General features: G+C 61.2%; 13 protein-coding genes. 8 read left to right on the top strand and 5 right to left on the bottom strand.

Annotated features, from left to right (window positions below; all coding sequences use genetic code 11):
• The first annotated feature begins 129 nt into the window (after positions 1-129).
• Entirely contained in the window at positions 130-1,278 is a 1,149-nt protein-coding gene (gene ampC / locus JZ00_RS10820) for a class C beta-lactamase (RefSeq protein WP_039589209.1), read from the top strand.
• A 54-nt stretch (positions 1,279-1,332) separates the two neighbouring features.
• Here ampC and JZ00_RS10815 read toward each other — a convergent pair whose 3' ends face one another.
• The 4 genes from JZ00_RS10815 to JZ00_RS10800 form a co-directional block, all read right to left on the bottom strand.
• Complete coding sequence (locus JZ00_RS10815) at positions 1,333-1,881, bottom strand: DUF4174 domain-containing protein (RefSeq protein ID WP_039589208.1); 549 nt, start codon at positions 1,879-1,881, stop codon at positions 1,333-1,335.
• A gap of 136 nt (positions 1,882-2,017) precedes the next feature.
• Positions 2,018-3,376, bottom strand: a complete 1,359-nt coding sequence (locus JZ00_RS10810; protein WP_039589207.1) for an erythromycin esterase family protein — start codon at positions 3,374-3,376, stop codon at positions 2,018-2,020.
• Between the two features lie 69 nt (positions 3,377-3,445).
• Positions 3,446-4,231, bottom strand: coding sequence for a sulfite exporter TauE/SafE family protein (locus JZ00_RS10805; RefSeq protein WP_039589206.1), 786 nt, complete (start codon positions 4,229-4,231; stop codon positions 3,446-3,448).
• 104 nt (positions 4,232-4,335) lie between these two features.
• The gene (locus JZ00_RS10800) at positions 4,336-5,061 is read right to left on the bottom strand and encodes a hypothetical protein (protein WP_046509598.1); all 726 of its coding nucleotides are present in this window, start codon (positions 5,059-5,061) and stop codon (positions 4,336-4,338) included.
• Between the two features lie 316 nt (positions 5,062-5,377).
• Between JZ00_RS10800 and JZ00_RS10795 the strand changes: the two genes are divergently transcribed.
• Positions 5,378-6,526: an aldose epimerase family protein gene (locus tag JZ00_RS10795; RefSeq protein WP_039589204.1), complete on the top strand. Its 1,149-nt coding sequence runs from the start codon at positions 5,378-5,380 to the stop codon at positions 6,524-6,526.
• Between the two features lie 107 nt (positions 6,527-6,633).
• Complete coding sequence (locus JZ00_RS10790) at positions 6,634-7,455, top strand: aldo/keto reductase (RefSeq protein ID WP_039589203.1); 822 nt, start codon at positions 6,634-6,636, stop codon at positions 7,453-7,455.
• Positions 7,456-7,514: 59 nt separating this feature from the next.
• Here the strand turns inward: JZ00_RS10790 and JZ00_RS10785 are convergent, their stop codons facing one another.
• Positions 7,515-9,878, bottom strand: coding sequence for a DNA polymerase II (locus JZ00_RS10785; RefSeq protein WP_039589202.1), 2,364 nt, complete (start codon positions 9,876-9,878; stop codon positions 7,515-7,517).
• 182 nt (positions 9,879-10,060) lie between these two features.
• Between JZ00_RS10785 and JZ00_RS10780 the strand changes: the two genes are divergently transcribed.
• From JZ00_RS10780 to JZ00_RS10760, 5 genes are all read left to right on the top strand, one after another.
• Positions 10,061-10,501 (top strand): CBS domain-containing protein, encoded by a 441-nt coding sequence (locus JZ00_RS10780; protein ID WP_039589201.1) that lies wholly within the window; start codon positions 10,061-10,063, stop codon positions 10,499-10,501.
• A gap of 68 nt (positions 10,502-10,569) precedes the next feature.
• On the top strand, positions 10,570-11,166 hold the full coding sequence (locus JZ00_RS10775) for a paraquat-inducible protein A (RefSeq protein ID WP_039589200.1): 597 nt from the start codon (positions 10,570-10,572) through the stop codon (positions 11,164-11,166).
• The gene (locus JZ00_RS10770; RefSeq protein ID WP_039589199.1) at positions 11,163-11,822 is read left to right on the top strand and encodes a paraquat-inducible protein A; all 660 of its coding nucleotides are present in this window, start codon (positions 11,163-11,165) and stop codon (positions 11,820-11,822) included. The genes JZ00_RS10775 and JZ00_RS10770 overlap by 4 nt, the downstream gene beginning before the upstream one ends.
• Positions 11,803-13,458: a PqiB family protein gene (locus JZ00_RS10765; RefSeq protein WP_039589198.1), complete on the top strand. Its 1,656-nt coding sequence runs from the start codon at positions 11,803-11,805 to the stop codon at positions 13,456-13,458. Before JZ00_RS10770 ends, JZ00_RS10765 begins: the two co-directional genes overlap by 20 nt.
• A gap of 17 nt (positions 13,459-13,475) precedes the next feature.
• On the top strand, positions 13,476-14,012 hold the full coding sequence (locus tag JZ00_RS10760) for a PqiC family protein (RefSeq protein WP_039589197.1): 537 nt from the start codon (positions 13,476-13,478) through the stop codon (positions 14,010-14,012).
• Position 14,013: the final 1 nt, after the last annotated feature.

Genomic DNA, 14,013 nt, shown 5'->3' with positions numbered 1-14,013 from the left:
GGGAACGCTCCCACAGCCCTGTGGGAGCACTCCGAAGCAAGCCTGCTGCCCATGGCTTCGGATTGCCGGGCAACCAAAAACGCCCTAGATTGACCATCCCTCAAGGAAGGCCAACGAGAGCTGTCCATCATGCACATCGCCAAAACGACACTTGCCGGGATTTTTTTCCTGTTCTGTGGGACGTCCGTGGGCTTTGCCCAGGAGCGCATTGAAGAAACGGTCAATGCAGTTATCCAGCCCCTGATGAAACAGCAGGACATCGCGGGCATGGCGGTGGCGATCACCCACAACGGCCAGCGGCAGTTTTTCAATTATGGCGTTGCCTCCAAGGACACCCGCAAGACCGTGACCGACCAGACCCTGTTCGAAGTCGGTTCAGTCAGCAAGACCTTTACCGCAACGCTCGGCGCCTATGCCCAGGCCCAAGGCAAGTTGCAACTGTCGGACTCCGTCGGCGGCCATGCCCCCGAATTGCGCGGCAGTGCCCTTGAAAACGTGCGCCTGCTGGACCTAGCCACCTACAGCGCCGGCGGCCTGCCTCTGCAGTTTCCCGATGATGCCGACCATCCCGACCGGATGTTCAGCTATTACCAGGCCTGGAAGCCCCTCTACCCGGCCAGCACCCAGCGGCTTTATTCGAACCCGAGCATCGGCCTGTTCGGCTATCTGGCGGCCCGAAGCCTGGGACAGCCTTTCGATGATGTCATGCAGCAGACATTGATGCCTGGGCTGGGTCTCAAGCGCAGCTACGTACGGGTTCCGCAAGATCAACTGGGTCGATACGCCCAGGGTTACGCGAAGGATGGCAAGCCCGTGCGCGTCGGACCTGGTGCCCTGGATTCCGAGGCGTACGGGGTAAAGACCAGCTCAGCGGACCTGATTCGTTTCGTCGAGGCCAACCTGCGACCGCAAACGCTGGACGAGCCCTTGAAACAAGCCATCGCCACGACCCATACGGGTTTCTATCGGGTTGGCCAGATGAACCAGGGCCTGGGCTGGGAGTTCTACCCCGCCCCGTTCACCCTGGAGGATTTGCTCGCCGGCAATACACCGCAGATGGCCCTGACCCCACAAAAAGTCGAAGCGCTCAGCCCGCCCCGCCCGGCGCCGGACGGCAGCTGGATCAACAAGACAGGCTCAACCAACGGCTTTGGCGCCTATGCCGCGTTTGTGTCTGGAAAGGATTTGGGGATCGTGATCCTGGCGAACAAGAACTACCCGATCGAAGAAAGAATAAAGGCCGCGCACAAAATCCTGGCGGCCTTGGAACAGCAATGAGGTCCGCTTTTGGTGGCGCGGGAGCCTGCTCCCTCGCCACGCAAGACCTTGTCGCTAGTCCTCGAGCGCCTTCGGCGCGGGCGCAGGTTTCGCCGCTTTACCCGGTTTGGCACCTTTTGCGTCTTTAGCGGGTTCGGGTTCCGGCGCTGGTGGCGGGGCTGGCACCACGGCTTCCTTTTCAGCAGAGGGCAATTTGTCGACGGTATCGAACAGCTCGCTCAGTTTGATCTCGCCGGAATGCTCAAGCTTCTTTTCCCCATCCTTGCCCACCAGGATGATCTTAGGCAGCGCACCGGCGCCCAGCTTGAGGGAACGGATCAGCGCCATGGTGCTTTGCGGGTCAAGATCCTTGCCATCCCGTTGCCCGATGGTGTTGAACACGGTGTAGAGCATCATGTTTCGTTGGGAAAATCCCTGCTTGCCCTCTGGCTTTTCAAGCTCTGCTTTCAACTTGGACCATGCAGGATCGACGGAGCTGGGCGCGATAATGATCAAGGGGCGGGTCTTGCCCACCTCCGCCACCAGGGGTGAGTCGCCGTCAGCGGCGAACAAGGGGCCGACGAAGGCCAGCAAGGTTGCGAAGGTCAACGACCGAATAAGCATGCGCCTCTCCTTTTGATATTTACGCTGTACTGATTGCACATGGCGGCGATTGTTCCGCGAGAGTCGCCCGATACCGCAGTTGCCTGCCCTGAAGCTTAGGCCACCGGCCCCATAGCGCAACCGCGTCACACCGGGTTCAAAGGCCGAACGGGAAGGTATCCTCCTCATGCTCCAGGGTGTGAGGCGTGGGCAGCGGCGTGACCGCTTCGGTCTGTTCGAACCAGAGCCAGGCGTCGAACTGCTCGGCCAGGACCGCTTCGAAATAATGGCTATGGCGTTCGGTTTCAGGGCGGTAGATTACGCCAATGGCGCGTTCGAGCAGCGGCTCGGACAACGCGTCCAACAGTGCCTCGTCAGGACTTGCCCGCCAATCTGTCAGTGATGCGCGGACACCCGCCTGGAGAAATTCCCGCTCCCAACTGCCGGCCAATGCCGGCTGCACCTGCTTGATTTTCATCGGCGAGTCCCAGTCATCGGCCGCCGCCACGCTGCCATGGTCGGTCCCCATGCCCAGCAGCACCGCGTCGCGGCCGTAAGCCATGCGACACAACTGGCCAACATTGAATTCGCCTTCCCAACCCATGCGCGTCGCCGCGGCATTGCCGATGTGGGAGTTGTGCGCCCAGACAATCGCTTTCGCATCGGGCCCGCGGTGTTCCAACAGGCTTTGCAGGGTGTCGAACATATGCCGGTCCCGCAGGTTCCAGGAAGACTTGCCGCCGCGATACATCGCTCGGTAGTACTGCTCGGCAGCACGCACCACCCGGGCATTCTGGATGGCGCTGAAGAAGCCTTCGTCATCCTTGATCAATGGATCGAGGCGTTCGGCGAGCAACGTGTTGAGCTGCTCGACCACCGCGTCCTCGCAGGTCGCCAGGTTGCCGCGCTCGGTAAAATGGCCGTAGAGCGCCGGTTCGTCGTGCCACGGCGTCAGGCAGCCATAACGATGCCGGGCATCACGGGCCAGATGGGGATGTGCCTTGTCGAGGTAGTTGAGCACCTCGTCGATGGAGTGCCGCAGGCTGTAGACGTCCAGCCCACGAAACTCCACGCGCCGAGCGTCCGGCTGCCCGAGGTTGTAGTCGCGCAGCCAGCGGACGAAGGACTGGACATCCGTATTGCGCCACATCCAGCTTGGAAACCGAGCGAAAGCCTGCTGTTTCCAGGCCGAGGGCCCGAGATTGCGCACGCAGCGGTCGACTTGACCAGCATCGGGCCAGTCGGCTTCGACGGCCACAATCCCGAAGCCATGATGCTCGACCAGATGGCGGGTGATGGCGGCGCGGGTGCGGTAGAAATCATGGGTGCCATGGCTGGCTTCGCCGATCAGCACCACCTTGGCATCGGCGAAGCGATCAAACATCTCGCCAAAGGCCGGGCTGTCCTCGGCGGGCAACGGTTCGGCGTGATGACGCAGGATATCGGCAATGTCGGTGCGAGGTTCGGCGCGACGACGGCGCAGGCGTTGCAGCAGATCTCTGGCTGGGCTATTCATGGATCGAGGCCTCATCAGTACCTGGTTTACAGGTATGACTATCCCTAGCGCCCCATGACTCCGAGCAAATCAGAACGCCAGTTTGAAGCCGATCATCGCCAACATCACCGCCAGGCAAGGGCGCAGGAGCTCGTCGGAAATACGCCCCGACAAGTGGCTGCCCAGGTAGATGCCCGGCAATGAACCGATCAGCAAGAAGCCGAGGATGTGCCAGTCCATATTGCCCATGCTTGCGTGACCCAGGCCGGCCACCAGGGTCAGCGGTACGGCATGGGCGATTTCGGTGCCCACCAGGCGCTTGGTAACCAGGAACGGATAGAGGATGAACAGCGCGACAGTGCCCAGGGCGCCGGCGCCGATGGAGGTCAACGCGACCATCGTGCCCAGCACCAACCCGGTGATCACGGTAAGGAGGTTGAGTCGCGAGCCGCTGGGATTGTAGTGGCCGCCGGCGCGGTCGTGGGCGAATTGCAACAGGCGCTTCTTGAACAAGATCGCCAGGGCGGTGGCAAACAGCACAAAGCCCAAGGCTTGCTTGATCACCGCGTTCATCGCGTCCGGCGAGCTGTTCAGGCTGCTGAGAAACCACAGGGTCAGCCCGACTGCCGGCACGCTGCCCAAGGTCAGCCAACCGGTGATGGCCCAGTCGATATTGCGGTTCCTGGCGTGAACCAACACGCCGCCGGACTTGGTGATGGCCGCGTACAGCAGGTCCGTGCCCACCGCCGTTGCCGGGTTGATGCCGAACCACAACAGAATGGGGGTCATGAGCGATCCGCCACCCACGCCAGTCATCCCGACGATGAAACCGACCACCAGGCCCGCTACGACTAAACCGACATTACCGAAATCCATCAAACCCGTCTCAGCACGACCGCGTGAAAAATCTGGCCGCGAGCATAGCGATTTTTCTTATAACCCCCCTATATCGATGTGATCTATCTTTATTCCATTATTCGCTACTGTACCGGCAGGAAATTCAGGAACAGCAGGCTCTGCGCGTAGTTCAACCCTATCCGTCGGTAGCGCTCGTCAAGCATCTGCGTCAACAGGTCCAGGCGTGCGACGATTTTCCCGAACTCGACGGCAAAGCTCAGGTTGCTGCCCTCCTCCGAAATTTCATTGGAAAACAGCACCGGCGTGCCGTCCTTGTTCTGCCGTTGGCCGAGCAGCCACGTTGCCTTCTCGATATTGCGCGCGGCGTTGCTGACAAAGCGCGGATCGATAGTGTCGGTCATGTAGAACTCGAGGCGGTTGCCGTGGGCCGTTACCAACATGCTGCCGATGGCGTAGATGAACGCACCGACGCGATCACCGAGAAATTCCGGACTCATGGCGTAACTCAAGGCCGCCAGGTCTTTTCTATTGCCCAGGGCCGGCAACGGCTGCTGTTGCTCGATGGCTTGGCGCACTTGCTTGACGGCGATGCGGGCATCCAGGAAGCCTGATTTGCGCAACTCTTCCGGGTTGCGCAGATAAAGCTTGTGCATCAGCAGATACAGGCTCTGCAAATTATCGTGCATCGAGAGCGTGGCCATGCGGTCGACGCTGGTCTGCAAGAATTCCTGGGGCCTGGCGTTGCTGAACTGCGTGACGATGTCCTGGCCTTGCTGGTGGCTGCAGCCGCTAAGCAACAGCAACAGGCCCGCCAACAGCGAGCCGCAGCGACGTGGCGACACCATCATGGAAAGTAAAACACCCATCGAATCTCGTCTGGACAGGGGGAAACGGTGGGGCTCGCCGCTTCCTGGCCATGGATAGAGCGGGAAAAACCTTGAAAGTGCAGTGCCTTGGCGCAAAAGCTCACGCTTGGCCAAGGTTCGCCTCGATGAATTAGTCTTACTTTTTAATTGATAAATCCCAATTTATGGCTATAAATCCCTTCTCCACCCACAAATAGAAAGACTACTGAACAGAAAAACCTTCATCGCTGTCCGACCAAGTGACGGACTCGACCCGCGTTAAAACAACAACAAAACAACAGGAAGGAAGGTCACACTCATGCTTGAATCCAGACATCTGCTCACGGCCCTCGGAGTTTCTCTGATGATTGCCACCTCTTCCCAGGCCGCCGGCCTGACCAATGAACGCGTCGCCTTCGGCAAGACTGACGACGGCACGGCGGTTGAAAAATACATACTGCGCAACAGCCACGGAATCGAGGCGACGGTGATCACCTACGGCGGCATCCTCCAGTCGCTGATCGTGCCGGACAAAAATGGCATGACCACCGACATCGTCCTCGGCTTCGACGACGTCCAGGGCTACCAGAAGAACGGCAACGTGTATTTCGGCGCGACCATCGGCCGCTTCGGCAATCGCCTGGCTGGCGGCGCGTTCGAGCTGGACGGCAAGCGGTATCAGGTGCCGCAGAACGACAAGGACAATTCGCTGCACGGCGGGCCGCAAGGGTTCGACAAGCGCGTCTGGAAAGCCGAGGCGAGCAACGACAAGGACTCGGTCGGCGTGACCCTGACCTACCTGTCCAAAGATGGCGAGATGGGTTTCCCGGGTAACCTGAAGACTGACGTTACCTACAGCCTCAATGACAAAAACGAACTGCGCATCGACTACAAGGCCACCACTGACAAACCGACCGTGCTGAACCTGACCAACCACAGCTACTTCAACCTGGCAGGCGCAGGCAACGGCGACATCCTCAAGCAAGTCGCGACCCTGCACGCGTCCCGCTACACACCGGTGACCGCCAAGCTGATTCCCACCGGCGAACTGGCGCCAGTCGCCGGCACACCGATGGATTTCACCAAGCCCACCGCCATCGGCACGCACATCAAGGCGGATCATCCGCAGTTGAAATTCGCTGAACCGAAACAGGGTGGCTTCGATTTCAACTGGGTGCTCGATGCCAAGGGTGACGTGGGCAAACTCGCTGCCGATGTCCAGGATCCGCAGTCGGGACGGCGCCTGCAGCTGTACACCACCGAGCCGGGCGTGCAGTTCTACACCAGCAACTTCCTAGACGGCACGATCAAGGGCAAGCAAGGCAAGGTGTACCCGCACTGGGGCGCATTCACCCTGGAGACCCAGCATTTCCCCGACTCGCCCAACCAGCCGGATTTCCCGACCACGCGACTTGATCCGGGCCAGACCTACACCCAGACCATGGTGCTGAAGTTTTCGGCCGAATAATCTCCTGCAACCGATCGTTCCCGCCTTTCGCGCGGGAGCGATCAAACCTGAACGCCTGGTCTATCCTGCTGCCACAGCTTTCTCGATCAGCACGACAGGAGACGTGAATGAAAACTCTGGAATTGGCCGGCGTATCCGTTCCGGTAATCGGCCAGGGCACTTGGCGCCTGGGTGAAGAACCGTCCCATCACAAGAAGGAAGTGGCTGCCCTGCGCTTGGGTATCGAGCTGGGCATGACCCTGATCGACACCGCCGAAATGTACGCCGAGGGTGGCGCCGAAAAAATCGTTGGCGAAGCGATCACCGGGCTGCGCGATCAAGTGTTCCTGGTGAGCAAGGTCTACCCCCATAACGCCAGCCGCAAAGGCGTCCCGTTGGCTTGCGAACGCAGCCTGCGGCGGCTCGACACCGATTACATCGACCTCTACCTGCTGCACTGGCGCGGCCAGTACCCTTTGGAAGAAACCGTCGAAGCGTTCGAGCGCCTGCGCGAAGAAGGCAAGATCGGGCGCTGGGGCGTGTCGAACTTTGACGTTGACGATATGGAGGAACTGGCATCGCCGGCCTGCGCCACCAACCAGGTGCTGTACAACTTGCAAGAACGCGGCATCGAATTCGACCTGCTGCCCTGGAGCCAACGGCAACACATGCCGATCATGGCTTACTGCCCGGTTGGCCAGGGCGGACATTTGCTAAAGGATCACACCGTGCAGCAAATCGCCGAGCGCCACCGTGCAACGCCGGCACAGATCGCCCTGGCCTGGCTGGTGCGCCAGGACAACGTCATCGCCATTCCCAAGGCCACGCAGCCTGAACATGTACGCCTGAATGCCGAGGCGGCGAATCTGCAACTTGAGTCCCAGGATCTGGCGGCGCTGGACCTGGTGTTCCCGAAGCCTGATGGGAAGCAGCGGTTGGCGATGGTTTAGTTTCCCTACGAGGGTTGGGCACCACCCACAGGTTCGTGCTTGGTAGCTATAACAGGGAACTAGAACAACCCCATCTGCCCGCCAATCAACGTCGAGAAATCATCGTCGACAAACGGCAGGATCGCATCCGCCACTGGCTGTAGCTGCTTGGTCACGTAATGGTCGTAATCGATCGGCGCACTACGGGTTTCCAGCGGCTCGGGACCGGCGACGGTGATCACGTAGCTGATCCAGCCTCCGTTCTGATACTGCCGGGGCCGCCCCTGGCGTTCATTGAACGCGTCGGCGAGCCGCGCCGCCCGTACGTGGGGCGGCACGTTGCGTTCGTAGTCATCCAGGGGCCGGCGCAGGCGCTTGCGGTAGACCAGGCGTTCATCGAACGCACCGGCCAGCGTCTGCCGCACATAATCGCGCACGTAATCCTGATAGGGCTGTCGATGGAAGATCCGTCCGTACAGCTCCTGCTGGAACTGGCGGGCCAGCGGCGACCAGTCGGTGCGCACGGTCTCCAGGCCTTTGTAGATGATTTCATCGCTGCCGTCGGCACGGGTCACCAGGCCGGCGTAGCGCTTCTTGCTGCCCTCCTCCGCACCGCGGATGGTCGGCATCAGGAATCGCTTGAAATGAGTTTCGAATTGCAGCTCCAACGCGCTCTCGAGCCCGAACTCTTCACGTACCTGCTCGCGCCACCAATGGTTGACGTAAGCCACCAGTTCGCGGCCGATCACCGCGGCCTCTTCCTGGCCGTGGGGGCGGCGCAACCAGACGAAGGTTGAATCGGTGTCGCCGTAGATCACCACGTGCCCCCGGGCCTCGATCAACTGCCGGGTGCGCTGCATGATTTGATGACCGCGCAGTGTGATGGACGACGCGAGGCGCGGGTCGAAGAAGCGACAACCACTGGAGCCGAGTACGCCATAAAACGCGTTCATGATGATCTTCAGCGCCTGGGACAACGGTGCATTGTGTTCACGCTTGGCAGTTTCCCGGCCTTCGGCAACCCGCGCCACGATTGACGGCAGGCAATGTCGGGTACGAGAGAACCGCGCCCCGCGAAAGCCTGGGACCGATTCATGATCGCCTGGATGGCGAAGCCCTTCGATCAAGCCCACCGGGTCAATCAGAAAGGTGCGGATAATCGAGGGATACAGGCTCTTGTAGTCGAGCACCAGCACCGACTCGTAGAGCCCCGGTTGCGAATCCATGACAAACCCGCCAGGGCTGGCCTCGGGCGGACGCTGGCCGAGGTTCGGCGCGACAAAGCCCTGGCGGTGCATCAGCGGCATGTACAGGTGCGTGAACGCCGCCACCGAGCCTCCGCTGCGATCCGCCGGCAGGCCGGTGACACTGGCGCGCTCCAGCAAGAATTCCAGCAGATCGGTCTTGGCGAAGATCCGCGTGACCAATTCGCAGTCCTTGAGGTTGTAACGGGCAAGGGCCGGCTTGTCCTCTGCAAACATGCGATTGATCTCGTCCATGCGTTGGTACGGGTTGTCGATGGACTTGCCTTCGCCCAGCAGGGTTTGCGCGACGTTTTCCAGGCTGAAAGACGGGAAGCTCCAGGTCGCCGACCGCAAGGACTCGATCCCGTCGATGATCAATCGGCCGGCCGCCGAGGCGAAGAAGTGATTGTTGCGAGCGCCATGTTCGCGCCATTGCATTTCCTCACCGCCACGCCCCAGCCGCAACGGTACGGCCAGCCGGCGGGCATGCTCGTGCAGCACGCGCAAATCGAACTGCACCAGGTTCCAGCCGATGATTGCGTCGGGGTCGAAGCGGGCGAACCACTCGTTGAGTTTCTTCAACAGCAGCGTTCGGGACTCGCAGTACTCAAGCTGGAAATCTACGTTGCTATCATCACCATTCGGCGGCCCGAGCATGTAGACCTGGCGTTCGCCACAGCCTTCCAGGGCGATGGAATACAACTCGCCTTGGGCGGTGGTTTCGATGTCCAGGGACACCAGTCGTAGCGGCGGCCGGTATTCGTGGGCCGGTTTCATCTGGGCGTCGAGCAGCAGGCCATCGGCCGTTGGCGTGCCGCCGAACCAGACCGGGGCGGTGATGAAGCGCTCCATCATGTAGCGCTCCGGTGGCCGGATGTCGGCTTCGAACACCTCCACGCCGGCGCGCCGCAGCGTAGTGTCCAGGCGCATCAGCTGGGCATGTTGTCGGCAATACAGGCCCAGCACCGGGCGGTGCTCGAAATCCAGCAGGTCCAGGGGACGCAGTTCGACCTCTTTTTCGCCCTGCAACAGCGCTTCGGCCTGGCCACGCTGGACCTGCGGCACAAACGCCACCGAAGGCTGCAACGGCAGGCGCACGCGCCGGGGGCCGGCATCGGTCGCCAGCCAGAACTCGACTTCGGTGCCCGCCGGGGTGTCGCGCCAATGCCGGGTGAGGACGAAGCCCTGCTGTAGATCCACCGCTAAAACCTCGAAACCTGGATGTCACGCATTCTACCCGTGGCGCGCGCGCTCATCCCACCGAGATCTGTTTCACGCGCCATGACGCTTTTGGACGACTGACTGCCGCTTTATCGCTTGCCCTTCGCCGTTGGGTCTACGATTCTTTAACCACCCGCAAAAAACGACACCTGAGGCCTCCCATGAAAACCGTCGCGCAGTTGCTCCGGATAAAAGACGAGAAGAACCAGCAAGTGCACACCATTTCACCGGACGACATGGTTTTGCAGGCCCTGATGCGCATGGCCGAGAAAAACGTCGGTGCCTTGCTCGTGGTCAAGAACGACGAAGTGCTGGGCATCATCAGCGAGCGTGACTATGCGCGCAAAATGGTCTTGCACGGGCGCTCCTCGGTGGGCACGAAAGTGAGCGATATCATGGTCTCCCCTGTCGTTACCATCGATCCACACCAGAACGTCGAGACCTGCCTGAGCATCATGACCGAAAAACACCTGCGGCATTTACCAGTGGTGGAGGACGGCAAGCTCGTCGGCCTGTTGTCCATCGGCGACCTGGTAAAAGAGGCCATCGCCGAGCAGGCGGACCTGATCAGACAACTGGAGCAATACATTCGCGGCGAATGATCGCTCGGGCGGGTTGCTCATTTGCGACTCACTTCTATATTGAAAGAGTTGCCCTTCCGAGCATCCCCATGGCCGCTACCGAACGACTGATCATTTGTGAACATTGCGATGCGGTGTACGAGCCTGTCGAGCTCGTCCCGCATCAAAAAGCTTCGTGCGTGCAATGCCATGCCGTGATCCAGCGCTACAACGGCCTGACCATCGAACAGCGCCTGGCCCTGACCATTACCGCTGCCGTGCTGTGGGCCTTCGCCAACGTCTATCCGGTGATGAGCATCCGCCTCCAGGGCCTTAGCAACAGCGCGACCTTGTGGGATTCCGTCGTTGCCCTTAGCCAAGGGCCCATCACCTTCATCGCCCTGGTCGCCGCGGTCGCGATCATCATTGCCCCAGCCTTTCAACTGGCCCTTTTGCTTTGGGTGCTGGGCTACGCCTACTCCAATCGGCGGGCACCGGCTTTCAACCTGTGCATGCGCAGCCTGGAAACCCTGCGTCCGTGGAGCATGCTGGAGGTATGCCTGCTGGGGGCGTTGATCGCAGTGATCAAGCTTGCCGGGTTACTGGATGTACTGCCCGGCATCGGCCTGTTCGCCCTGGCAGCCTTGAGCCTGCTGATGATCCGTATTGCCGGCCGCGATGTCCGCGATCTTTGGGACACCCTGTGAACGGCCCACCGCCGGGCAACCCGCCCCAGGCCAGTGACCTTAACCTGTGCCTGTGCCACAGCTGCGGCCTGGCTTGCGACATGAGCGACGAGCCCGAGACCTGCCCGCGATGCGATGCGCCGCTGCACCGGCGCAAGCCCGACACCCTGGCCCGCACGTGGGCCTATATGCTGGCGGCGCTGGTGTTCTACATCCCGGCCAACCTGTTGCCGGTCATGAATACCCAGATGCTCGGCGATGGCGCGGACAGCACGATCATCAGCGGCGTCGTCGAGTTCTGGCACAGTGGCGCCTGGGACATAGCCCTGATCATCTTCATCGCCAGCATCGCCGTGCCAGGGATAAAGTTCGTCGTCCTGACGCTGCTGCTGGTGACCGTGCAGCGGCGCAGCACCTGGGCCCAGGTCCAGCGAGCGAAGCTGTATCGGTTGGTCGAGGTCATCGGCTACTGGTCGATGCTCGATGTGCTGGTCGTCGCACTGGTGGCGGCACTGGTGAAATTCCAGGCCTTGAGCGACATCGAACCGCGACCGGGAATCTTGTTCTTCGGCCTCGTGGTGCTGTTTACCATGCTGTCGGCCATGAGTTTCGATCCACGGCTGATCTGGGATACCCAACCATCCGAGGAGGTCATGGATGAAGCCACAAGCCACTGATGGACAGCCCGCACCGGGCCGGGCCCACGTCACCCGCCGTCGCTGGTCGGTGTCGCTGGTGTGGATCGTGCCGATCATCGCCGTGCTGGTCGGGGTGTCCCTGGTGGTCCATAACTGGCTTCAGGAAGGCCCGACCATCACCATCACCTTCAAGACAGGCGAGGGCCTGACCGCGAACAAGACCCCGGTCAAGTACCGCAACGTAGTGATTGGCCAGGTGACCGACGTGCAACTGAGCGCCGACCAGAAAAACGTGACCGCCACCGTCAAGCTCGCCAAGACCGCGGACACGTTCACCCATGAAGACTCGGTGTTCTGGGTAGTCCGGCCGCGCATCGGCGCGGGCGGTATCTCCGGGATCGATACCTTGCTGTCCGGGGATTTCATCGGCGCCGACGCCGGCCATTCGACGGTGCGCGCCAAGTCCTTCACCGGGCTGGAGGCCCCGCCCCCCATCACTTACGGCGAACCGGGCAAGCGCTTTACCCTGCACTCCCAGGACCTCGGTTCGCTGGACATCGGCTCGCCGGTGTACTTGCGCAAGATCCCGGTGGGCCAGGTGGTTTCCTATGCATTGGACGCCGATGGCAAGGGCGTCAATATCGAAGTGTTCATCAATGCGCCGAACGATGCCTATGTCACCGAGAACACCCGTTTCTGGAACGTCAGCGGTGTCGACGTAAACGTCGGTGCCAACGGTTTCGCGGTCAAGACCGAATCCCTCTCTGCCCTGCTGGTCGGCGGCATTGCCTTCCGGGCCCCGGAGTACAGCCCCAACGACACTCCCGCCGCTGAAAACAAGAATTACGAACTGTTCGCCGACCAACAGAGCGCCCTCGCCCCGCCCAGCGGCAAGGCGCAATACCTGGCTTTACGCTTCGACCAGGCTTTGCGCGGCTTGCGCGTCGGTGCCCCGGTGGAATTCCTCGGTATCGAGATCGGCCGGGTGGTCTCCATGAATCTGGACTTCGACGAGAAGCAGCGCTCGTTTCCCGTCAATGTCGGCATCGTGATCTACCCTCAATTGCTGGGCAAGGCTCATGAAAAGCTGCTCAAGACGCTCAATCACAATCCGGAAGACGAAGCCGCTGCCGCCCGGCTGGTCGGCAGTTTCGTCGAGCGGGGGCTGCGCGCCCAGGCGCGTAGCGGCAATCTGCTGACGGGGCAGTTATACATTTCCCTGGATTTCTACCCCAAGGCGGAAAAGGTCGCCTTCGATCCGGCAGCACGCCCCCTGCGGATCCCGACGATTCCGGGCAGCCTGCAGCAGCTGCAGGAACAACTGCAAACGGTGGTCGAGCGCATCAACAAGCTGCCGCTGGAAAGCATCGCCAGCAATCTGGACGGCAACCTCGTGGAACTGCGCAAAGGCCTGTCGCAGTTCAACAGCAAGACCCTGCCGGGCGTACAAAGCACCCTGCAGGACGTGAGCAAGACCTTGCAGTCGGCGAACTCGACGTTGGCCGAAGATTCGCCCCAGCGTGAACAACTGACCCAGACCCTGGACGACCTGGGCCGTATGTCGCGATCGCTGCGCGAGCTGTCCGACTACCTTGGCCGGCACCCTGAATCGCTGCTTCGCGGCCGTCCGAAAGACGCGCCGGCGCAGAACCTGACTTTTCCGGTGAAAGAATGATGACAGGAGCACGCTTGATGCCGCTGACGCTGAAGTCTTCATTGATCGCCCTGGCGCTGTTGCTTGGTGCCTGTCGCAGCGATCCCATTCACTATCACACCCTGAGCCCGGTCAACCCGGCGGGCCAGGCACGCGTGGGTGCGGATATCCAGATCGAGCAACTCAGTGTCCCGCCGCAAGTGGATCGCACCCAGATGGTGGTGCGCCAGGGCGAGAGTGGGCTGGCCATCCTCGAAACCGAGTGGTGGGGCTCAAGCCTGGCCGATGAACTGCGCAGCAGCCTGGACGAGCAACTGAGCAACCCCGGAACGCCAAAGCGATTACTGCGGGTGGAGGTGCAGCGCTTCGACTCGATTCCCGGTCGGTATGCCCGCATGGACGTGCAGTGGCGGCTGCGCACCCTGGGCAGCGATGCCCAGGCCCTTACCTGTCGCAGCAGCCTGCAAACACCGGCCACGGGCAGTATCGATGACTTGGTGAAGGGCCATCAGAACAACGTCCGCCGATTCGTCGACCTTGTCGGGCAAGCGGCATCGCGCAACGCCTGCCCTTGAT

The organism is Pseudomonas frederiksbergensis (assembly GCF_000802155.2).
GTDB classification, from domain to species: Bacteria; Pseudomonadota; Gammaproteobacteria; order Pseudomonadales; family Pseudomonadaceae; genus Aquipseudomonas; species Aquipseudomonas frederiksbergensis_A.
Note: the sequence above shows the minus strand (reverse complement) of the source record. Positions and strands in the feature narration are given on the sequence as shown.

Excerpts from the sequence above, each read along its gene's own strand:
- ampC (WP_039589209.1), top strand. The coding sequence starts at position 130 with ATGCACATCGCCAAAACGACACTTGCCGGGATTTTTTTCCTGTTCTGT.
- JZ00_RS10815 (WP_039589208.1), bottom strand. The coding sequence starts at position 1,881 with ATGCTTATTCGGTCGTTGACCTTCGCAACCTTGCTGGCCTTCGTCGGC.
- JZ00_RS10810 (WP_039589207.1), bottom strand. The coding sequence starts at position 3,376 with ATGAATAGCCCAGCCAGAGATCTGCTGCAACGCCTGCGCCGTCGTCGC.
- JZ00_RS10805 (WP_039589206.1), bottom strand. The coding sequence starts at position 4,231 with ATGGATTTCGGTAATGTCGGTTTAGTCGTAGCGGGCCTGGTGGTCGGT.
- JZ00_RS10800 (WP_046509598.1), bottom strand. The coding sequence starts at position 5,061 with ATGATGGTGTCGCCACGTCGCTGCGGCTCGCTGTTGGCGGGCCTGTTG.
- JZ00_RS10795 (WP_039589204.1), top strand. The coding sequence starts at position 5,378 with ATGCTTGAATCCAGACATCTGCTCACGGCCCTCGGAGTTTCTCTGATG.
- JZ00_RS10790 (WP_039589203.1), top strand. The coding sequence starts at position 6,634 with ATGAAAACTCTGGAATTGGCCGGCGTATCCGTTCCGGTAATCGGCCAG.
- JZ00_RS10780 (WP_039589201.1), top strand. The coding sequence starts at position 10,061 with ATGAAAACCGTCGCGCAGTTGCTCCGGATAAAAGACGAGAAGAACCAG.
- JZ00_RS10775 (WP_039589200.1), top strand. The coding sequence starts at position 10,570 with ATGGCCGCTACCGAACGACTGATCATTTGTGAACATTGCGATGCGGTG.
- JZ00_RS10765 (WP_039589198.1), top strand. The coding sequence starts at position 11,803 with ATGAAGCCACAAGCCACTGATGGACAGCCCGCACCGGGCCGGGCCCAC.
- JZ00_RS10760 (WP_039589197.1), top strand. The coding sequence starts at position 13,476 with ATGCCGCTGACGCTGAAGTCTTCATTGATCGCCCTGGCGCTGTTGCTT.